This window comes from Thermotoga maritima MSB8 (assembly GCF_000008545.1).
In the GTDB taxonomy this organism is placed as follows: Bacteria; Thermotogota; Thermotogae; order Thermotogales; family Thermotogaceae; genus Thermotoga; species Thermotoga maritima.
Window position 1 is genome coordinate 1064624 of sequence record NC_000853.1, and the last position, 21688, is coordinate 1086311.

Annotated in this window: 22 protein-coding genes; 9 read left to right on the plus strand and 13 right to left on the minus strand. The window is 46.1% G+C overall.

The genetic code is table 11. The features are described 5' to 3' along the window. The first annotated feature begins 1 nt into the window (after position 1). From TM_RS05325 to TM_RS05355, 7 genes are read left to right on the plus strand one after another with little or no spacing between them, the layout of a single operon-like run. Positions 2-1021, plus strand: a complete 1020-nt coding sequence (locus TM_RS05325) for a M42 family metallopeptidase (RefSeq protein WP_004080462.1) — start codon at positions 2-4, stop codon at positions 1019-1021. Continuing rightward, the gene (locus TM_RS05330) at positions 1018-2013 is read left to right on the plus strand and encodes a M42 family metallopeptidase (RefSeq protein WP_004080460.1); all 996 of its coding nucleotides are present in this window, start codon (positions 1018-1020) and stop codon (positions 2011-2013) included. The genes TM_RS05325 and TM_RS05330 overlap by 4 nt, the downstream gene beginning before the upstream one ends. Positions 2014-2016: 3 nt before the next feature. Beyond that, positions 2017-2718 carry a hypothetical protein gene (locus TM_RS05335; RefSeq protein ID WP_004080457.1) on the plus strand — a complete coding sequence of 234 codons (702 nt, stop codon included), beginning with the start codon at positions 2017-2019 and terminating at the stop codon, positions 2716-2718. Beyond that, a complete protein-coding gene (locus TM_RS05340; protein ID WP_004080456.1) occupies positions 2715-3260 on the plus strand; it encodes a ComEA family DNA-binding protein in 546 nt (181 codons plus the stop codon). The genes TM_RS05335 and TM_RS05340 overlap by 4 nt, the downstream gene beginning before the upstream one ends. Positions 3261-3274: 14 nt before the next feature. Beyond that, the gene (locus tag TM_RS05345; protein WP_004080454.1) at positions 3275-3754 is read left to right on the plus strand and encodes an OmpH family outer membrane protein; all 480 of its coding nucleotides are present in this window, start codon (positions 3275-3277) and stop codon (positions 3752-3754) included. After that, a complete protein-coding gene (lptB, locus tag TM_RS05350; protein ID WP_004080452.1) occupies positions 3751-4464 on the plus strand; it encodes an LPS export ABC transporter ATP-binding protein in 714 nt (237 codons plus the stop codon). The genes TM_RS05345 and lptB overlap by 4 nt, the downstream gene beginning before the upstream one ends. Next, positions 4461-4976, plus strand: a complete 516-nt coding sequence (locus tag TM_RS05355; protein WP_004080450.1) for a TIGR00725 family protein — start codon at positions 4461-4463, stop codon at positions 4974-4976. The genes lptB and TM_RS05355 overlap by 4 nt, the downstream gene beginning before the upstream one ends. Here the strand turns inward: TM_RS05355 and cutA are convergent. Continuing rightward, positions 4957-5262, minus strand: a complete 306-nt coding sequence (cutA, locus tag TM_RS05360; RefSeq protein ID WP_004080448.1) for a divalent-cation tolerance protein CutA — start codon at positions 5260-5262, stop codon at positions 4957-4959. The genes TM_RS05355 and cutA overlap by 20 nt on opposite strands. 1 nt (position 5263) lies before the next feature. Next, positions 5264-6262 carry a potassium channel family protein gene (locus TM_RS05365; RefSeq protein WP_004080445.1) on the minus strand — a complete coding sequence of 333 codons (999 nt, stop codon included), beginning with the start codon at positions 6260-6262 and terminating at the stop codon, positions 5264-5266. 120 nt (positions 6263-6382) lie between these two features. On the opposite strand from TM_RS05365, the gene TM_RS05370 reads away from it, so the two are divergent. After that, positions 6383-7981, plus strand: coding sequence for an FMN-binding glutamate synthase family protein (locus tag TM_RS05370; protein WP_004080443.1), 1599 nt, complete (start codon positions 6383-6385; stop codon positions 7979-7981). Positions 7982-8023: 42 nt separating this feature from the next. Here the strand turns inward: TM_RS05370 and TM_RS05375 are convergent, their stop codons facing one another. The 11 genes from TM_RS05375 to TM_RS05425 form a co-directional block, all read right to left on the minus strand. Then, positions 8024-8287 carry a stage V sporulation protein S gene (locus TM_RS05375; protein ID WP_004080441.1) on the minus strand — a complete coding sequence of 88 codons (264 nt, stop codon included), beginning with the start codon at positions 8285-8287 and terminating at the stop codon, positions 8024-8026. Between the two features lie 48 nt (positions 8288-8335). Next, the gene (locus TM_RS05380; RefSeq protein WP_004080429.1) at positions 8336-9670 is read right to left on the minus strand and encodes an MFS transporter; all 1335 of its coding nucleotides are present in this window, start codon (positions 9668-9670) and stop codon (positions 8336-8338) included. A gap of 85 nt (positions 9671-9755) precedes the next feature. Continuing rightward, positions 9756-10910, minus strand: a complete 1155-nt coding sequence (locus tag TM_RS05385) for a DUF2264 domain-containing protein (RefSeq protein WP_004080427.1) — start codon at positions 10908-10910, stop codon at positions 9756-9758. 5 nt (positions 10911-10915) lie between these two features. After that, positions 10916-12607 carry a glycoside hydrolase family 2 protein gene (locus TM_RS05390; protein WP_004080425.1) on the minus strand — a complete coding sequence of 564 codons (1692 nt, stop codon included), beginning with the start codon at positions 12605-12607 and terminating at the stop codon, positions 10916-10918. A gap of 50 nt (positions 12608-12657) precedes the next feature. Next, positions 12658-13683, minus strand: coding sequence for an ABC transporter ATP-binding protein (locus TM_RS05395; RefSeq protein WP_004080424.1), 1026 nt, complete (start codon positions 13681-13683; stop codon positions 12658-12660). Continuing rightward, positions 13670-14668 (minus strand): ABC transporter ATP-binding protein, encoded by a 999-nt coding sequence (locus TM_RS05400; protein ID WP_004080423.1) that lies wholly within the window; start codon positions 14666-14668, stop codon positions 13670-13672. Before TM_RS05400 ends, TM_RS05395 begins: the two co-directional genes overlap by 14 nt. 11 nt (positions 14669-14679) lie before the next feature. Next, complete coding sequence (locus tag TM_RS05405) at positions 14680-15783, minus strand: ABC transporter permease (RefSeq protein WP_004080422.1); 1104 nt, start codon at positions 15781-15783, stop codon at positions 14680-14682. Between the two features lie 10 nt (positions 15784-15793). Further along, positions 15794-16777 (minus strand): ABC transporter permease, encoded by a 984-nt coding sequence (locus TM_RS05410; RefSeq protein WP_004080421.1) that lies wholly within the window; start codon positions 16775-16777, stop codon positions 15794-15796. A gap of 61 nt (positions 16778-16838) precedes the next feature. Further along, positions 16839-18803 carry an ABC transporter substrate-binding protein gene (locus tag TM_RS05415; RefSeq protein WP_004080420.1) on the minus strand — a complete coding sequence of 655 codons (1965 nt, stop codon included), beginning with the start codon at positions 18801-18803 and terminating at the stop codon, positions 16839-16841. A gap of 246 nt (positions 18804-19049) precedes the next feature. Further along, complete coding sequence (gene aglA / locus TM_RS05420; protein WP_004080419.1) at positions 19050-20450, minus strand: alpha-glucosidase AglA; 1401 nt, start codon at positions 20448-20450, stop codon at positions 19050-19052. Between the two features lie 24 nt (positions 20451-20474). After that, entirely contained in the window at positions 20475-21233 is a 759-nt protein-coding gene (locus TM_RS05425; protein WP_004080418.1) for a DeoR/GlpR family DNA-binding transcription regulator, read from the minus strand. Positions 21234-21340: 107 nt separating this feature from the next. On the opposite strand from TM_RS05425, the gene TM_RS05430 reads away from it, so the two are divergent. Then, on the plus strand, positions 21341-21685 hold the full coding sequence (locus tag TM_RS05430) for a sensory rhodopsin transducer (protein WP_004080417.1): 345 nt from the start codon (positions 21341-21343) through the stop codon (positions 21683-21685). Positions 21686-21688: the final 3 nt, after the last annotated feature.

The following is a 21688-nucleotide window of genomic DNA, read 5'->3' on the forward strand; positions in this document are numbered from 1 at the left end:
GATGTATCTCAAAGAGCTTTCGATGATGCCGGGTGTGTCTGGAGATGAAGGGAAGGTCAGGGATTTCATAAAGTCAAAGATAGAAGGTCTTGTTGACAACCTTTACACCGATGTCCTTGGGAATTTGATAGCTTTGAAAAGAGGAAGAGATTCTTCGAAAAAACTGCTCGTTTCGGCTCACATGGATGAGGTCGGTTTCGTTGTGAGCAAAATAGAAAAGGACGGAAAAGTGTCGTTCTTGCCCGTTGGGGGAGTCGATCCCAGGATACTTCCCGGAAAGGTGGTTCAGGTGAAGAATCTCAAAGGAGTTATCGGCTACAGACCGATCCACCTTCAGCGCGATGAAGAGAACACTCCCCCAAGGTTTGAGAACCTGAGAATTGATTTCGGTTTTTCTTCGGCAGACGAAGCGAAAAAGTACGTATCAATAGGAGACTACGTCTCTTTCGTGAGTGATTACATCGAAAAGAACGGCCGGGCAGTCGGGAAAGCGTTCGACGACAGAGCGGGTTGTTCTGTTCTGATCGATGTTCTCGAAAGTGGTGTGAGTCCCGCTTACGACACGTACTTTGTCTTCACAGTTCAAGAAGAGACGGGTCTTCGTGGAAGTGCAGTTGTGGTGGAACAGCTGAAACCCACCTGTGCCATCGTCGTGGAAACCACCACGGCCGGCGACAATCCGGAACTGGAGGAAAGGAAATGGGCAACACATCTGGGTGACGGTCCTGCCATCACCTTTTACCACAGAGGATACGTGATCCCAAAGGAGATCTTTCAGACCATCGTGGATACGGCGAAGAACAACGACATTCCGTTTCAGATGAAGAGAAGAACCGCTGGGGGAACGGACGCGGGACGTTACGCCAGAACCGCCTACGGAGTACCAGCAGGTGTGATCTCCACTCCAGCTCGGTACATTCACAGTCCGAATTCGATCATAGATTTGAACGACTACGAAAACACGAAGAAACTCATAAAAGTACTTGTCGAGGAAGGAAAAATCGTGGAGGTGGTCTCATGAAGGAACTGATCAGAAAGCTGACGGAAGCCTTCGGCCCAAGTGGACGGGAAGAAGAGGTGAGAAGTATCATCCTCGAGGAACTCGAAGGGCACATAGATGGCCACAGGATCGATGGGCTCGGCAATCTCATTGTCTGGAAAGGAAGCGGCGAGAAAAAGGTGATACTGGACGCTCACATAGATGAGATAGGTGTTGTCGTCACAAACGTGGACGACAAGGGATTTCTGACAATAGAACCCGTCGGCGGTGTCTCTCCGTACATGCTTCTTGGAAAAAGGATCAGGTTCGAAAACGGTACAATAGGCGTTGTTGGTATGGAAGGTGAAACAACAGAAGAAAGGCAGGAGAATGTGAGAAAGCTCTCGTTCGACAAGCTGTTCATCGATATCGGTGCAAATTCCAGAGAAGAAGCACAGAAGATGTGCCCAATTGGAAGCTTCGGTGTCTACGACAGTGGATTCGTCGAAGTTTCCGGGAAATACGTCTCGAAGGCGATGGATGACAGGATAGGATGTGCCGTGATCGTGGAAGTTTTCAAAAGAATCAAACCCGCTGTTACGCTCTACGGTGTTTTCAGTGTTCAGGAAGAAGTGGGACTGGTCGGTGCCTCGGTGGCGGGGTACGGCGTACCAGCGGACGAGGCCATCGCGATCGATGTGACTGATTCGGCAGACACTCCGAAGGCCATCAAGAGACACGCAATGAGGCTCTCCGGTGGACCCGCTCTGAAAGTGAAAGACAGGGCATCGATCAGCAGCAAACGCATCCTCGAAAATTTGATAGAAATCGCGGAAAAATTCGATATAAAGTATCAGATGGAGGTTCTGACGTTCGGCGGTACGAACGCCATGGGGTACCAGCGGACTAGAGAAGGGATTCCTTCGGCCACGGTGTCTATTCCCACACGATACGTTCACTCACCCAGTGAGATGATCGCACCAGATGATGTTGAGGCAACGGTCGATCTTCTCATCAGGTATCTGGGGGCGTGAGAGATGGCCAGAATCACTCTTTCCGATGGCCAGTCAAGGTTTTTGTTCTGGCTGATCGTCGTTATTTTCGGTGTGGCTATAGCTCTGCTGTCCTGGAATATTTATTTGAAATTCCAGCTCAGAAACGTGAAAGTAGAGATCGTGGAGATAAAGCCCGTGGAGTTGAAGATACCTGAAGAAATAGAAGAGTCCTTCTCGGTAACACCTCCACCGACTCCCCTCCTCGTGGAATTCGAGGAGTTCGACTACGAGAAGTTGAGAGACGAGATGGCGGATTTCGTCTCTGAAGATCAGGTGGTTTCTTCCTTCGTTGTGAAGAAGGAAGATGCTCTGAGGATCATCAGGAGGTCGGGTCTTCCGTATCTCATTTCTCCTGTTTCAACGGACACCTATTCGGTGGTTCTCCTCGGTGAGTTCGAGGATTTCTCGCAGGTTGCCCAGAGGTCCCTTTATGGAGTCTTTGTGATAACAACGCTGTCTGAGAGTCTTTCAAAAGAACTCGCTTACGATTTGAGAGTGGCAGGTTATCCTTCCTACGTTTACGCCTTCCAGAAACTGGATAAGAAGTACTACTCCGTGGTGGTGGGAGCTTTTCCAACACTCCGACTTGCCGAAGATTACTTTGAAAAACTGAACTGGGAAGACATCATGAAGCGGGTGAAGGTGAACAGGCCGGGATACGCCGGGAGGCTGATCAGTCCTTGAGACTCAGAAAGCAACATCAAAGAACAATTCTGTTCGTGGCACTTGTTTTCTTCATATTGCTTGGAATTGTTATGGAACGAGAAACGAGAACAGAAGAGGACACAACAGCTTCTCAGAAGGTGGTCGCCTTTCCTGTGGAGCTGAACACCGCTTCTCTGGAGGACCTGATGTCGATTCCAGGGATCGGGCCTGTGAAAGCCCAGAGGATCATCGATTACAGAGAGTCACACGGTGGATTTTCGAGTGTAGAAGAATTGAAGAACGTCTCTGGAATCGGAGAAAAAACCCTGGAGAAGATTTCCAGATATGTGACCGTCGAAGGAGTTGAACAACATATCAAAAGAGAAGTCACAAAACTGAACGTGAACACAGCTTCGGTTGAAGAACTCGAAACCCTTCCCTACATAGGTGAGGTAAAGGCAAAAGCCATTGTCGAGTACCGAGAGAAAAACGGTCCCTTTCGTTCTCCCGAAGATCTTCTGGACGTGCCTGGAATAGGTGAAAAGACGCTGGAGAAAATAAGAGGAAAAATCACATTTTGAAAGGAGGAATAAGCATGAAGAAACTGCTCCTACCCCTCGTTCTGGCAGGTGTTCTCCTTGCAACGCTACTCGTTTCACAGAGTTCCTCGAGCCCTTCCCTGAGGGTAGCCTACGTCGATGTTGAAAAAGCGACAGAGAGTTACTACAAGTGGCAGGATCTGAACGAAAAGTACAAGAGAGACTATTCTTTCTATCAGAACAAGTTGAAGGAGATGGAGGATGAGCTCAAAAAGATGCAGGAAGAAGGAAGATCTCAGGAAGAGATACAGGCAAAACAGAAGGAGATTCTCTCGAAAAAGGCTGAATACGAAAATCTTCTGAAGACTGAATACCAGCAGAAGATTCAGGAAGTGATGAAAGAAGTTGTGAGTAAAATCCAGGAATACGCGAGTGTTATGGGATACGATCTTGTGATTGCGAAACAGATGGTTCTCTATGGAAAGCCATCTTACGATATAACAGACCAGGTGATCGCTTACATCAATCAGAAATGATGGACGTTTTGAGGTGCGAGAACCTCAAAAAGAGGTTCGGCAGAAGATACGTCGTGAACGGAGTGAATCTGGAGTTTCACAGGGGTGAGATAGTCGGTCTTCTCGGTCCCAACGGAGCCGGGAAGACCACTATTTTCAACATGATTCTTGGTGTCGTTGTACCGACTTCGGGAAAGATCATCTTCAGGGATGTTGATATAACGAAGTTTCCCGTTTACAGGAGAGCAAGACTCGGTATCACCTATCTTCAGCAGGAGACTTCGATCTTCGGGGGCCTCACTGTGAGGGAAAACATAGACCTCGTGCTTCGCTTCCATGAGAAAGATAAAGAAAAAAGAGAAAGAAAAATAGAAGAACTCCTCCACGAATTCCATCTGAAACACCTCGAGAATCAACCCGCGAGCTTTCTTTCCGGGGGAGAGAAGAGAAAGCTAGAACTCGCAAGAATGATGTGTTTGAATCCCGCTTTCATTCTGCTCGATGAACCCTTCAGCGGAATAGATCCGAAGACTGTGAAAGAAATTCAAAAAATGACCCTGGAATTGAAGCAGAAAAATTTCGGAATCGTCATCACCGACCACAACGTCGATGAACTCGTTGAAATCGCTGACAGGATCTACGTCATCTACAAGGGAGAGATCCTCGCCGAAGGTTCTCCTGAAAGAATTTTGGAAGACGAAACAGTGAGGGAGGTGTACCTCGGAACGTGAAAAAAGTCGTCGTTGTCGGATACTCCGGACCGGTGAACAAATCTCCGGTGTCGGAACTTCGAGATATTTGTCTGGAACTTGGAAGAACCCTGGCAAAGAAAGGGTACCTCGTGTTCAACGGCGGAAGAGACGGTGTGATGGAACTCGTATCTCAGGGGGTCAGAGAAGCGGGCGGAACCGTGGTGGGAATACTTCCCGATGAAGAAGCGGGGAATCCGTATCTTTCCGTCGCCGTGAAAACAGGCCTTGACTTTCAGATGAGATCTTTCGTTCTTTTGAGAAACGCAGATGTAGTTGTCTCGATTGGCGGAGAGATTGGAACAGCGATAGAGATTCTGGGAGCTTATGCGCTAGGGAAGCCTGTGATCCTGCTGAGAGGAACGGGTGGGTGGACGGACAGGATCTCTCAGGTTCTGATAGACGGAAAGTACCTGGACAACAGAAGAATCGTAGAGATTCATCAGGCGTGGACTGTGGAGGAAGCTGTTCAGATCATAGAACAGATTCTCTGAGCCAGTTCATGTATTCAGTCAGGACGTTTTCCACCTTCAGTGTGAAGATCGCGGGTGTTTCGTATGGATGAAGTTTTCTCAACTCTTCGTAGAGTTCCTTTTCTTTTTCTTCTGTAGTCTTGAAAATAGCCGCCCACTCTTTGTCTTGAACGATTTCACCTTTCCACCAGTATCCGGATCTGATTTCGAACGCGTTGAAGCAAGCTATTAGCCTTTTCTCGAGGAGTTTTCTTCCTATCTCGAGCGCTTTTTCTTCATTTGGAAAGGTCGAATACACGAGTATCATTCTATCCCTCCTCGATTAATCTGTGGAGTTTTTCGAAGTGATCGCTTTTTCCCACCACCATGAGCCTGTCCTCCGGGAGTATCTTCGTGTCTCCTGTCGGGTTGAAGATCACCTCTCCTCCACGTCTGATCGCAATGACGATGGTTCCGGCTCTCTTCGCAAGGTTTATTTCACCGAGCGTTTTGTTGGCAACAGGACTCTCTGGGGGTATTACCACTTCCTCTATTCTGAAGGATTCCTCGCCGAAGGAGAGAATGTCCAGGAAGCTTATAGTAGTGGGATTGAGAGCCATCTGAGCGAGCCTCACACCCGCGAGCTCCGATGTAGCGATCACTTTGTCCGCCCCCGCGTAAACGAGCTTGCTCAAAGCCTTCATGTCAGAGACTCTGGATACAATCTCGAGATTCGGATTCAAGGACTTTGCGGTGAGAACAACGAACGTGCTTTTCGCGTCGTCGGGAAGTGTCACCACAAGAGAACGAGCCCTTTCAACCCCCGCTTTCATGAGAATTTCTTCTTCTGTGGCATCTCCCACAACGTAGGGGAATTCCTCTCCCAGAAAATCTTTGAGTCTGGCGATTGCTTCTTCCGATTGATCTATCACAACAAAGGGCTTCTTTGCTTTCATTATCTCCAGGGTGGTGTGCCTTCCTGTTCTTCCCGCTCCCACTACGATGAAGTGATCTTTCAGTCTGTCGATCATCTTCCTCATCCTCCTGCTTTTGAAGTACTCTCCTATGTGTCCCTCAACGATCATCGATGTCACCGATGTGAAACCGTACAGCACGATCGTCACACCAGCGCTTATGAGAATGGAAGCTATCACCTTTCCAGCTTGAGAGAGGTTCTCAGGAATAGAGTATCCCACCGTAGAAACTGTGATGAGCGTGAAGAAAAATGAATCGAAAAGGTTCCACCCTTCTATCAGGTGAAAGGCAACCGTTCCAAAAACAAATACGAACACTATCATGAGTGCGAGTATGATTACATTTTTTTTCACACTTTTATACCTCCTCATACAAATATTACAATATTTTGACTGCCTCTTGTAGTCCTCTCTGTTTGTTTTATAATTAATCAAAATCTCTGGCATATAAATTCCATTTGGGGGGGAACGGTAGTGGGAAACCTCAGAAGGCCAAATGCGAACGAAGCGACTGGAACGTTCAACCGCTCAAGGGATGTTGTCCCTATGTCAGGCCTGTGCGCCAAGTGTGTAGATGGCTGTACCGGAGGATGTGAAACCTGGCTTGCGTCGTTCAGGGGAAGAGAGGTTCTCTATCCAGGTCCGTTCGGTGACATCACCGCGGGTGCCGTCAAGGACTATCCTGTTGACTACTCACACCTTAACATTCTCGGGTACGCACGCGGTGCGGAAGGTCTTCCCGAAGGAGTGGAACCAGGTCCTGACACCGCAATATTCACGAACGTTGATACAACCACAGAGTACGGCTGGGACATCAAAGTGAAGATGAAGGTTCCCATATTCACGGGGGCACTCGGTTCCACAGAAATCGCGAGGAAGAACTGGGATCACATAGCGGTGGGAGCTGCCATCAGTGGAATAACGGTTGTCTGTGGAGAAAATGTAGCGGGTGTCGATCCGGATCTGGAACTCGACAGCAACGGAAAAGTGAAGAAATCACCGGAACTCGACAGGAGAATAGAAATATACAAGAGATACCACGACGGGGAATACGGTGAAATACTTATTCAAATGAACGTTGAGGATACAAGGCTGGGTGTTGCGGAGTACGTTATAAACAAACACGGCATCGAAACCATTGAGCTCAAGTGGGGGCAGGGAGCCAAGAGCATCGGTGGAGAGATAAAGGTGAGATCCCTTGAACGCGCTCTGGAACTGAAAAGAAGAGGTTATATAGTTCTCCCCGATCCCGAACTTCCGGAAGTTCAGAGAGCGTTCAAAGAGGGAGAAATCAAGGAGTTCGAAAGACACTCAAGACTTGGTTTTGTCTCTAAGGAGTCCTTCCTGAAAGAAGTGGAAAGACTCAGAAAACTCGGGTTCAAACGAATCACCTTGAAGACGGGAGCTTACTCGGCTGTTGAACTTGCCATGGCTCTCAGATACGGTGCTGAGGCGAAGGTGGATTTGATCACCGTCGATGGAGCACCGGGTGGAACGGGTATGAGCCCGTGGCCGATGATGAACGAGTGGGGAATTCCTACGTTCTACCTTGAAGCTTTGACGTATCAATTCGCGGAAAAGTTGAGCAGGAGAGGAATCAGGGTTCCTGACATAGCCATAGCCGGCGGTTTCTCCACAGAAGACGGTGTTCTCAAGGCCATTGCGATGGGTTCTCCGTACGTGAAGGCCGTCTGTATGGGAAGGGCTCTCATGATACCCGCGATGGTGGGAAAGAACATAGGCGAGTGGCTCAAGAGCGGAAACTTGCCGAAGACAGTTTCGAAATACGGAACAACCGTAGAGGAAATCTTCGTCACCTACGAAGAACTGAGATCCCGATTTGGAGAGGAAGAAGTCAAGAAATTGCCTCTTGGTGCCATAGGAGTCTACACGTTCGTTCAGAAGTTCAAAACGGGTCTGCAGCAACTCATGGCGGGTGCGAGAAAGTTCAGGCTCTCTGCTCTTTCCAGGAAAGATCTCATCGCTCTCACAAAAGACGCAGCAGAAATCTCAGGAATTCCATACGTTATGGAATCTTACAGGGATGAAGCGGAAAGGATTCTCGAAGAGTGAAACAAGAAATGGGAAAAATCAAAGGGGAGCTGATGCTCCCCTTCAGCTTTTTGGAAAGACTATGAACTTGATGGCTGTCCGCTTTTCGTTTTCGATCTCGACGTCCGTGAAGGCAGGAACGAAAACGAGATCGATACCACTCGGTGCCAGGTACCCCCGCGCAATGGCGATGGCCTTCACTGCCTGGTTCACTGCACCGGCTCCAATGGCCTGAATCTCCGCTTTACCGTGCTCCCTCACCACACCGGCAATAGCACCAGCGACCTTGTTAGGATCGGACTTCGACGATACCTTCAGTACTTCCATGTTACTTACCCCCTTCGTTGTGTGATCTCAATATTATTTTACCATGTCTCAACGTTTTCTTCTAAAAATGTTCAGTGTGTTCAACCTTTCTCTGATCCACGGAACCGTTCCTGAGAAGAACGACTCCTTCACAGCCTGGATCAGAGAATCCACTTTTTGAGGTGTTCCAAGATCCATCCTGGATATTATGTACGCCGCCGATGCTCTCAAAAAGAACGATATGAACATGGTGAGTCTGATAGCGGATATTCCAAAGGGAAGACTGATGTTCTCCAGCGAGGCAACTAAAACGCTTGCAACTAAAGATCCAGCGAACAAAGAAAGATTGGACAGACTGTTGAACACAGAGAAGGCTTCAGTTTTGAGGGATGAAGGTGCTGTGTACATGAGGGTGTAGAAAACAAGCTGGCTCGTTCCTGCTGTTACGAATATACCAATTATTATCTGAAGGAAGAAGACGTAAAGGAACGATCTAGGAGTCAGTGTCCAGAGGAGAATAACAATCGCATGAATCCACAGACAGACTTTGAGAAAGTATTGAAATCCATACCTGTCTCCCAACTTTCCCCAGAAAGGTTGGAAGAGAGTTCCTATGAACATTCCCACTGCGTTCAGAACACTTATTTGAAGATAGGAAAACTCGACCTCTTTTAAAAGCATCACGTTTATATAGACCGTACCAACACCGATAGCGAAGTTCCAGAAGGCGAATCCAAAAAGAAAGTTTTTGAAGTGTTCTTCTTTCAGGAGAAACTTTACGGCTTTTGTTATGGAAACAGACGCCTCGCGTGGTTTGTACGGTGGCTCGTACTGTATCTTCAAGAAGTATCCGTTCAGGGCCCCGAGAGAACCCGCTATGAGAAAGAGTGTGCCAAAACCTTTCCAGTTTTCTCCAAGAGAATCGAGTATCGCACCAGCAAGGAACATAGCAGGAATCTGAACCGCTCCATGGATGAGATTTCTGAAACCAAAGTAGCTTCCAATCATATCTTTTGGCACAAGATCTGACATCCAGCTCTGCCAGAGAGGAGCAGACAGGGCACCTGCGATCTGGATGTAAAAATAAAGAAGATACGCAAGGAGAAGACCATGCTTGATAGCGGGAAATACGGCGAACAGCAATATGGACGTTCTGGCAGTCCACATCAGTGGAACGATGATCTGTTTCCTGGATTTCAAACGATGTGAGAATGAGAGTGTGAGAAGTTGGAGCGTGTTTGCCAAGAAGGGAATAGAACCGAAAAGGCCAATGAAGAAGCTTGAGGCTCCCATCCACAGGAAATAGCCCGTCAGATAAGCTCCACCGAAGAACTGGTTGATGAGAACAGCAAGCGCTCCCTCTATTATGGAAATGTTCAAGGCCTTCTTTACCTTGGGGTCCAAGTTCGTCTCCCCCCGGGAATGTTCTGACTTTAGTCATGATATCACCGGAAAATTAATGAACCGATTCATCAGATTTTAATGTGTGTTAATCCTCTAAGGCTCTGTCCGGAGCGACATCTTCTCCTTCCCATACCTTTTTATTCGTCCATTTCTTGCAGGGATCTCTCCAAAAGGGGTCTGAGGTGGGAAGTCCGAGAGGCAGAAAGACCGTTGTACACAGATACAGACTGCCTGTTGTGATGTACTCCTCACCGAGTGAGGGTTGAGAACCGATAACACCAATTTTCAACCAGCCGTTTTCATCGAACGTCGAGGGATTCTCAAAAATCCTTCTGAGAACTGCGGTGAGCGCACACCTGACCTGAGCTGGAGAAAGACTCGCTGGAAGAAGGTGAAGAAGTGACAATTGGCTCAAAAGATGAAAGACCGCCGTTCTGTAGGTTATCGATCTACCGATGATGGGAAAAGTTCCTTCAGGGGATATCATTCTCTCGAGAACAACGGCATACCTCTGAGCCCGCCTCAATACTTTCACGTACAGTTCTTTCCATTCTGTCTTTTCCTCGGAAATAATCCTCAGCACGTCTATCGTCATCGGATAAATAACGAAACTGTTGTAATAGTCCCACCTGAAAAAAGGACCATCACCGTAAGCTCCATCTCCTTTGTACCAGCTTTCTACATTTTTCAATATCAAATCGACTTTCGTGCTGTCCCATTCTTCCCCTGCGAAGAAGAAAAAAGTCTCAATCATGGCGGAAAACAAAAGCCAGTTGGAAAAATAAGGTTCTATCTTTCTTGTTGCCTTCAATTCTCTTATCAATCTTTTCTTTGTAGAAACATCGAGATCTTCCCAGAGAACCTTAGGAGCCCTCAATATAGCCTCTACAAGAAAAGCAGCATCAACCAGTGGCTGTCTTCCTTCTTTGAAGTTCATGTAATCTTTGCAGTTTGGATTCGTTGCAACATCGAGGGATTTGACTGCAAATTCTGATAATCGGGTTGCGATCTTTCTCTCCTCTGGATCCGTGCTCGGACTTTCCCTGTTCAATTCAAGAAACGGGGAGATTCCGCAGAAGATTCTCCCCAGAAGTTCTAGATGTGTGAACTTTCTCCTTTCTTCGCTCTTCTTTCCCTCCACAGGCATCGATTTCTTCAAGCGATCCGATGCGCAAAGTTCAAGAGGCATTTCACAAATTTTTCGAAGAAGAGAAATCCAGTAGCGCCGAACATCAGTCATAGACCTCAAACCTCACTCCACAGTCTTCTCAGTACATGAGCAACGAGTTTGGGTTGTCTGTCTCTTGTGAAAACACCCTTGTGGTTGAGAATGGGTCTTCTCACATTCTGAGGAGTCTTAAAATCTGCAAAGGCCCACACGTGTGTTCCGATGATGTAGTCTTTTTTCAAAAGGAGCCTGATCGTCTTTTCAACGAGCTCTGCTTGGTACTCTTCGGAGAACATTTGAGGTGGATCGTAGTGGATGCCAGCTATCGCGTCCGCACCGAATTCTGTGACAAAGATGGGCTTTCTGTGCCTTGCATAGAGCTCTTCTATGTCTTTTTCCAGAGCTTGAAGTCCTTCTTCTATCCTTCCCTGATAGATGTACCAGCCGTAGTACCTGTTCACACAGACGATGTCGAAGTACTTCAGCGCCACGTCTCTTGTTCTCTCGTCTGGTGCGTCCATCATGCTCACCATGACAACGGGGCGTGTTCGATCCATTTCATTGGCAGTCTCATAAAGGGCTTTGAAGAAACCCTCCGCGTCTGGATGGTTGGACTCTGGTTCGTTCGCCACACTCCACATGATCACACTGGGATGGTTCTTGTGTCTGTCGATCATTCTTCTTATGTTGTCTTCTGCTATCTTCTGAGTCTCGGGATTGTAGTGGTACCTTGTGATACCAACGTGCGGGGCTTCGTCTATCACAAGGATTCCGAGTCTGTCGGCAAGATCCAGCCACTCTTCACTGTAAGGATAGTGAGAGGTCCTGAAAGAATTCGCGTTGATCCACTTCAGAAGGTTGAAGTCTTTTATCATCAATGGATAAAAGGTGCCCTGCCCCAGAACGGGGAATTCCTCGTGCTTTCCAAAGCCCTTCAAAAAGACAGGTTTCCCGTTCAGATAGAGCCTCTTCTCGTCCCAGCTGATCGTTCTGATTCCGATGTCCAGAGTGTACTCGTCTTTTTCAAGTTCCACCTTGAGAGGATAAAGATATGGATCTTCGAGGCTCCAGAACCTGGCGTTTTCGAGGATGAACTCCCCTTCGACGAATCTGTTGGATGTTCTAATCTTTTTCTCTTCCTCTCCAAGTTTGATCGTCATCTCCTGTCCCACCGCTTCTTCTGAGACTTCTATCTTCACTTTCACTTTTCCAAGTTTCTTCTCCGGTTCAGACTCACTCGTGTCCACCCAGATGTCGAGTATCCTCGCGTGGTCTGTGAACTCTATCAGAACAGGCCTTATGATTCCACCGTAGGGGAAGAAGTCGAAGTTTGCAGGTGGAAAACTTCCAAAAAATCCCACGGTGTGAGTGCCGCTGTCTGGAACCTTCGAGGGAAATCCTCCCACTTTCAATCTGTTCTCAACAACCACCCTGAGTTCGTTCTCTCCGGATTTCACTTTCCCCGTCACATCTACTTCGAAGGGAAGGTATTCAATGTGATTCTCTCCCACTTTCTCTCCGTTGAGGAAGACCTCGCAGTCCGTGTTCACCGCAGCAAAGTAAAGTCTGATGTGTTTTTGTGAAAGTTCCTTCGGAACGTAGAAGGTGGTTTTGTAGGTGAAGGGTCCTTCTTCGTAGCACAGATCCTGGTACTGCTCATTCCAGCTTCCAGGAACGGCGATTGGTCTGTCTTTGCTGGTTACTTCAAGATTCCAAACTCCATTCAAGATAAGAATAAATCTCTTCTTGTTTCGTTGCGGTCTTACCATGTTTTTATCCTCCTTTATTATCCGTAATCACTTGTTGGATTAGAAATATCTTACATTGTACCTACTCCTTCTAATTTTAGCGAATCAGCGAAATGACACGCCACGAGATGAGGATTTTGATCAGTACCTACGTTTCTGAGGTCGGGATACACCTCCTTACAGATAGCTTTAGCGTAAGGACACCTGGGATGGAAATAACAACCAGACGGTGGATTCGAAGGATCCGGCACCTCACCTGTGAGCTGAGCTTTCTTTCTCTTCCTCTTTGGATCCGGTTTTGGAACAGCAGAAAGAAGTGCTTCCGTGTAAGGGTGCTTTGGAGAAGAGAAGAGTTCTTCAGTTTCAGCCAGTTCCACGATCCTTCCCACGTACATCACAGCCACCCTGTTTGTGATATGTTCCACCACCCCAAGATCGTGCGAGATGAACAGGTACGTGAGGTTGTATTCCTTTTGAAGATCCTTCAGAAGATTTATGATCTGAGCCTGAACGGACACATCCAGAGCGGAAGTGGGTTCATCGCAGAGCACAAGTTTTGGCTTCAGTGCGATCGCACGTGCGATGGCGATCCTCTGTCTCTGCCCCCCAGAGAAAGCGTGCGGGTATCTCTGCATGTACTCAGGCCTGAGACCGACTGCCCTCAAAAGATCAGAAACGATGGCGTCTATCTCCTCTTTTCCCTTTATAACACCGTTCACCACAAGAGGTTCCGCAATGATATCACGCACCGTCATCCTCGGATTCAAAGAAGAGTAAGGATCCTGGAAGATCATCTGAAGAAACCGCCTCACACCCTTCTCCCTGAGTTCCTTCTCAGACAACTTGGTAATATCGACCTTTTCTCCATCCATATTGAGAACAATCTCACCCTCTGTCGGTTCGATCCCTCTCATGATGAGCTTTGCCGTTGTGGTCTTTCCACAGCCGCTTTCTCCAACAAGTCCTAAGGTCTCTCCCTCTTCTATGTGGAAGGAGATACCATCCACCGCCTTCAGATACCCAACAACCTTCCTTCTAAAACCCCGCTTTATGATGGGAAAGTACTTCTTCAGATTCTTCACCTCAAGAAGCGCCATCTTTTTCCCCTCCATAGAGAAAACAACTGACTCTGTGTTCTGGCCCCACCTCAACCTCGACCGGCTCCCTCTCATCGCAGATTCCCTTCATCATGTAAGGACACCTCGGATGAAACCGGCAACCCTTCGGCATGTTCCTTGGATCTGGTACGTCTCCCTCTATCACCTCAAGCCTTTCTACCCTCTTTCCCACAACCGGAATGGACCTCAAAAGAAGCGATGTGTACGGATGTTTGGGATTGTAGAAGAGTTCTTCAACCGGAGCGCTCTCTACCACCCTCCCAAGGTACATCACCACCACATGATCCGCCATCTCCGCCACAACACCCATATTGTGCGTGATCATCATGATCGCCATTTTGTACTCCTGTTGCAGGTCCTTCAAAAGATCGAGAACCTGTGCCTGAATCGTCACATCCAGAGCAGTTGTCGGCTCATCCGCTATCAGAAGACGAGGATTACACGAAAGAGCCATCGCTATCATCGCACGCTGCCTCATACCACCCGAGTACTCAAACGGATAAGAATCTATCATCTTCTCCGGCTTTGGAATACCAACTCTTCTCAGAAGTTCTACCGCGCGCTCTCTTGCCTCCTGCTTTGTGATTCCAAAGTGGTAGATCATACCCTCCGTGATCTGATCTCCAATCGTGTACACAGGAGAAAAGGCAGCCATGGGCTCCTGAAAGATCATCGCAATGTGCCTTCCTCTGACCTTTCTGATCTCTTCCTTTGAGAACTTCACAAGGTCCACCATCTGACCGTCCATGTTGTAGAGGATCTCCCCCGAGACGATCCGACCTGCTGTACTCAAAAGCTTGATGATGGATCTTGCCGTGACGCTCTTTCCACAACCACTCTCTCCCACAACACCCAATGTCCTTCCTTCCTCTATCTCAAAACTCACACCATCCACTGCCTTCACAACACCTTCGTCTGTAAAAAAGTACGTTCTCAAATTTTTTATCTGAAGCAATGTACTCATTTCTGTCCCTCCTACATGTTCGCGTACGGATCTGCCGCATCCCTCAAACCATCTCCAACGAAGTTAAAACACAGAACAGTTGTGATCACAAACACAACTGGTATCAAAAGCCACGGATACAAAGCTACAACCGTGAGATTCTGTGCTTCCTGAAGAAGCACTCCCCAGCTGATCACAGGCGGCCTCAAACCAAGCCCCAAAAAACTGAGACTCGTCTCACCGAGGATCATCCCCGGTATGGAAAGTGTGATGCTTGCTATGAGATGACTCATGAAAGAAGGAAGCATGTGCCTGAAGATGATCCTCGCCTCCGAAGCCCCCATGAATTTTGCTGCCATAACAAAATCTTCTTCCCTCAAAGATAAGAACCTGCTTCTCACAACCCTTGCAAGATCTGTCCAACCTGTGAGAGAAAGAATTATCACTATTACAAAATAAACTCTCAATGGTGGCCAATTTTGTGGAAGAGCAGCACTCAAAGCTAACCATAAAGGTATAGTAGGTATGCTCTTTATAATTTCTATAGTCCTTTGGATGAAGTTGTCCACAGCACCACCAAAGTATCCAGAAATACCCCCTATGGCAACTCCAAGAATGAAGCTCAAAAACACCCCTATCAAACCTATGGACGTGGAAATGCGGGCACCGTAAATGATCCTTGAGAGCATGTCTCTCCCAAGACTGTCTGTTCCAAGAAGGAACATGTGACCATCTTCTACTCCTATGAAGTGAATGTTTGTTTTCCAAATACCCCAGAATTTGTACTCGTCCCCACGAACAAAGAACTTTATCTTGAAGATCTTGCTTTTATCTTCCTTGTATATCCTCCTCAAAGTCTCAAGATCCACCGTGTAGGTGTAACCGTACACAAATGGCCCTATGAACTTTCCCTCGTGGAAAAAGTGTATCCTCTGCGGTGGTGCGTAAGGGTATCTGTAGTTGTATTTGTTCGGATCGTACGGAGCAAAGAACTCACAGAAAATAGCAAAAACATAAATGATGAGAAGCACCACCCCTCCTATCACTGCAAGCTTGTGTTTTCTGAACCTCCACCAGATCAGCTGCCACTGAGACGCATAATAGAATTTCTCCTCCATCTGTTCTCTCTTCTTCATGTTTCCCCTCCTACTCGAACCTGATCCTGGGATCTACCCATGCAAGCAAAATGTCTGATATCAATGTCCCTATCACAGTGAAAAAACTCAAAAACATCACCAAACTCCCAGCAAGGTACATGTCTTGGTTTTTAAGAGCGTTTAAGAGTAATGGACCAACAGATGGTAAATTTAGAACGATAGCTGTTATTGTGGCTCCAGAGAAAATCCAAGGAAGGCTCCACCCCACCGTGCTGATGAAGGGTATCATCGCTATCCTCAAAGGATACTTCCAGAACACTTTGTTCTCCGGAAGCCCCTTGGAAAGTGCTGCCTCCACGTATGGCTTGTGAAGCTCATCCAGAAGATTTGCCCTCAAGGTCCTGATGAGTCCTGCCATTCCTGACGTTCCTAAAACTAATACCGGTATCCATAAATGATTCAGAATATCCAAGAACTTATCAATGGTCATAGGTGTATTCAAATATTTTACGGAATGCAATCCACTTAGATTTATCCCAGTTAGACTATAAATTCCCCACATCAAAATCAAAGCTAAAAGAAAATTAGGAACAGCTAAACCAATGTATCCCAAAATAGTTGCCAGGTAATCCCCAATTGAATATGGATGAACGGCCGAATACATACCGATGATAAAGCCAAAAATCCAGCTGAATATCAGGGATAAAGTAGCTACGAGGACAGTAACTCCCAATCTATTCCATAATAATTCATTAACAGGTTTTTTCCAGGAAAACGAATACCCAAAATCACCATGTAGGATACCCCATAGCCATTTCAAGTACTGAACATAAATTGGTTTATCGAGTCCATACTGTTTCTTTAAAGCTTCAATTGTAGCAATATCCACGTCTTCTCCGGATACTTTCAATTGGGCAATATAAGACGTTAAAAAATCTCCTGGAGGAAGTTGAATTATTACAAAGGATATTATTGATATTATCCATAACGTTATAAAAGCAGTTATCAGTCTTCTAAGAATATACGCTACCATGATTTACCACCTCGTTCTATCTAAGGTGTAAATAAAAGGGAGGGAGGCCCTCCCCTATCGTTCACTCAAAGTAAAATTGTTCAGGCCTGAAATTCTTCGGACTTCTTATCAGCGGAAAATCCCAGAGTAGACCTTGCGGAACATTTTTGAAATTCTCTTTCACCACGATAGGCTGGGGCAGAGCTCCTACAAAACCCACCATCCAAATATTTTTCTTATGAAGGTTGATTATTTCTTTCATTAGTTCATCTCGTTTTTCTGGGGCCACTTCTTTGACAATTTGATCCCATATTTCATATAGTTTCCACATATCGGTTCCCTCTTCTGGTGGCATACCAGTTTTTTTACCACTGTTGTACCACTGCCAGGTAAGAGGCGCCCATTGACTACCCAAAATGTGGGCAGGATCGCCAACAGGATCTATGTTCCTGTCGAATTCCCATACTCCTATTTGCAGTTGACCCGCTTCCAATCTTGTAACATACAATGATCTATCTATAGGTTTCAAAATAACACTTATTCCAACTTTCTCAAGATAAGATTTGACCATTTCCATTGTTTTTTCTCTAGTTTGGGAAGGAGTTGTGTATTCAATAACAATTTCCAATTTCTTACCATCTGGCCTTAACCTATAGGTACGAGAAGGATTCCATTTGAGCCCCATTTCATCTAGTAGTTGATTCGCTCTCTCTGGATTATATTCGGCAAATGCTTTTTCCCACTCTGGATCGTAATATTTTACGCCTTTTACGAAAGAAGCTTGTCGCGGTTCACCGAGCCCTTGGTAGACCAATTGCCATATTTCTTCCCTGTTTACAGCCAAGGAAATAGCTTGCCTGAATCTAGGATCCCTTAATATTTCACCTATAACAGGATCGTCAGTGTAGTTTTGATTTATCATGAGGGTATCGGCACTACCAACGGCCTGCCTTGCAAGGATCAATTTGTAACCGCCTTTTTCTCTATTAGCTGCAAGTATTGAATAATCTGCGACTGTTAAATGTCTCCCCTGCATATCTATTTCCCCAGATATAGCTTTCATCAACAACATCTGTTGATTTTCAACATAATGGAATATGATTCTATCGATGTACGGTAATTGATTTCCTTCAGGATCAACTTTGAAGTAATACGGATTTCTTTCAAGTATTAACGCTCTCTCTGAAGATTCTTTAGACAATTTCCAGGGGAAAAGAATCGGGAGGTCGGGATTAACCAGCCAAGAATTGGTTTGCAAGCATTTGTCACTAACGAATTGATACCAAGAACTATATCCATTTTCCTTTGCTATTTTTTCTGCTTGTTCTAAACCAATGTACTTTGGATGAAATTTTTTTATGTAATGTGAAGGAACAACGAATTCAATTCCCGCTCTTCCTCCATCACCAGCTAGAGCAAATGGAAATAGTGGATAAGGCTCTTCGAAAATCACTTTGAAAGTGTAATCATCGACAATCTCCAATTTGAAAACTTTCCCACCTGGCTGGAAAACTGAAGGTATGGAAGGAGTAAGTGATTCGTTAAGTAAAATGTCATGATACCAGAATTCAACATCTTTCGTGGTAACAGGTTCTCCATCAGACCACTTCAATCCTCTTCTAATTCTCATTGTATATTCTCTACCGTCTTTAGACACTTCTAAGCTCTCAAGAACATCAGGCAACAGGCTTTTACCCGCTTTGTCTGAAATTACCATAAACTCGTAACAAATACGACCAGCGTTCCATTCATCTGACAATCCGTACCATGCTCTGTTCCAGGTACCGCCATATTTTCCAATGCTTTCATACGGCGTTACCACAACCGGATTCTTCGGAAGCCTTTCCTCCACAGGTGGAAGCAGTCCTTTCTCAACCATCTCTTTCAGCATCGGTGATTCGTTGAATTTCGTGATCTTCTTACCCGTCAGACGTTCGTAATCAGTGAGATTGTAATACTCACCGGGAACGATTTCGTTGAGTCCAATGGCAAGAATCTGAGCTGTGAAGATTACTACAAGAAGACTCCACAGAACTTTCCTGAACATCATACCACCCCCTGCGTTATAGAATGATCATAAAAATGAACCATTATGATCTTGAAGTTATCAATATAATATCAACAAACATACAACAAGGTCAAGGGCTTTCAGTATAAAATAATCCTAATATCGAACTATAAGAGATAAATATGGTTGATTATTATTGATTATATTAGTTTTCCTTTTGCTTACAACCCCTTACAACAAAAAAGCGCCCCTTATGGGGCGCTACGGTTTTTACAAATCGATTTTTCAACTGCCGTAATGCTTCTTCATTTCCTCGTTGAAGGGGAGGTTAAGGATATCATCAATAACAGCGACGGCCTGTTCGTAGGATCTGGTTCTTGGATCCCTGACGAGGATCTCCTCCAGAACCCTCCTGTCACCAGATATGAACGCCTCAAGTGCCCACTCCATCCTGAGTATCCTCGGAAGTAAGTAGAACTTCTTGATCCTGTCTGTAAGATCAGGCTCTATCTTCTCCGGATGTATCCCCTCTTTATCAACTACCACCGGCACCTCCACCATTACATCGTCCGGTATTCCCTTTATCACCCCTCTGTTCTCTACGTTCAATACAAGCCTCGCCTTCTTGTCATTCACAAGCGCGTTGATGAAAGGTATATGCTGTTCTACACTCTCACTGCCTGTTGTGAACACCTCAGGCCACACCTTCGTCAGCTCTATCGTCGGATCTTTCTCCACTTCTTTCGCAAGTTCCATCAGCCTCTTCCTCTGCTCCCTCAAACTCTCGTAGAACTTCGGCCTTTCCACTTCGTTGTCTATCCCTCCAAACTTCCCGTACCATCTCTTCTTCGTCTCAAGATCGTAGTGGTATTTCCATGTCCCACTCCTCACCGTGTCCCCTATCGGGTACATCCCGTAGAACCTGTACATGTCTATCGCTGCAGGTGAAAAGTCCACATCCCATGGATTCTTCGGCTCCCATCGCGATGCGTTCTCCTCTATCCATTCGTCCAGCTTCGGATAGAGATCTTCCCCTCTGCATCTGAACCTGTTCATCCATATCGCATGGTTCACCCCTGCTACCTGCCAGTCTAATTCCTCTGGCTCCACACCGAGTACTTTCGCAAGGTGGAACACGTGCGCATACCCGTGGCAGAAACCCACTATCTTCGCCTTCGTAAGCCTCTTCACAAGTTGTGTGATCTCAAAAACAGGATTGGCCGTCTGCAGTATCCACGCATTCGGTGCTATCTTCTCCACTGCCTTTGCTATATCAAGGCTCATCTTCAGGTGGTTGTAGTTGCTGAGTGTGTAGTAGTCCGAGACCATGTTCAGCTCCTGGCTGTCTATCCCTCTGTAGTAGCCATGTCTCTCCCCTACTTCCCTCATGATCTCGTAGTGTACGTATCCGTCTTCGTGCCCTGGTGCCCTGTAGAGGGCTGTGTTGATGACAAAATCTGCCCCTTCAAGTGCCTCCTCAAGGCTTGTCGTCTGTTCCACTGTGTACTCTGCATTCAGTTCCCTGAGGTACTTTGTGACGAGAATGTACGTTGCTTTCAACCTTTCTTCGTCGATGTCCATCAGTACCAGTCTTGACCCATACAAATCCGGTGTCTTCGCCAGGTCCCCTACCAGCTTGATCGTGTACCTCACACTCCCCGCTCCTACAAATACTATGGTAGGCATGTGTGCACCTCCCTGTTGAATTAATCAATAAACAATTTCCACACCTTTTTCCCTGAATATTTCATATTGATTTTCTGGAGGTTTTCTGTCGGTGATGAGATGATCGATTTTTTCTGCGGGTATCAGATGTGCCAGCGATCTTTTTCCTATTTTGCTGAAGTCAGCGAGTACGAAGATCTCTTCCGCTCTTTCCACGAAAATTCCTTTTATTCCCATTTCCATGGTGTTTATTTCGTAGGTTCCTTCTTCCGCAGTCACTCCTCTACAGGAGACAAAGGCTTTTTTCACAGAGAATTTTTTTCCACACTCTATCGTCAGAGAGCCTTCCACAGCCAGGTTCTCCGGATTCACCTTTCCTGTGAGCAGAACAACGCTTATATCGGAGTTCTTCGAGAGCTCCATTGCAGTGAGCAGGTTGTTTGTGATGACATGAACGGACTTTTGAGACGAGGCCAGGTGTTTGGCAAAGATATGCGCAGTGGTGCTTGCGTCCAGAAAGATAATGTCTCCATCTTCAACGAAGTTCAACGCAAGTTGGGCAATTTTTTCCTTTGCTTCTCTGTTTATTGAGAGCCGTTTCATGAAGTCTGTTTCCTTTTCAAAATAATTCACCTTCCTTATGCCACCATGTACTTTTTTTACCAAATTCCTTTTCACCAGTTCTGCCACGTCTCTTCTCACGGTGATCATCGAAACGCCGAGTTGTTCCTGAAGATCCTTCATGCTGATGAAACCGTTTCTGTCAACGATATCGAGGATTTCCTTCAATCTTTCCTCTTTCATATCAACACCTCCTTTCCTTTCGAAAAATTTTATCACAAATATCGTTGACTTTTGTGATTAATTTATGATAACTTTATGTATGAATTCGTACCCAGAGGTGATGAATAATGAACGGTGCCAGAAAATGGTTCTTTCCAGATGGTTACATTCCAAACGGCAAAAGAGGATATCTTGTTTCTCATGAATCTCTGTGTATCATGAATACGGGTGATGAAACAGCAAAAATAAGGATCACGTTCCTCTTCGAAGACTCTAAACCAGTTGTTCATGAAGTAGAAATTTCACCAATGAAGAGTTTGCATCTGAGACTGGACAAACTTGGTATACCAAAATGTAAGCCTTACAGCATAATGGCGGAAAGCAACGTACCTGTTGTCATGCAGCTTTCACGTCTCGACGTTGGAAAAAACCACTACACTCTTATGACAACCATCGGTTACTGGGAGGAGTGATAA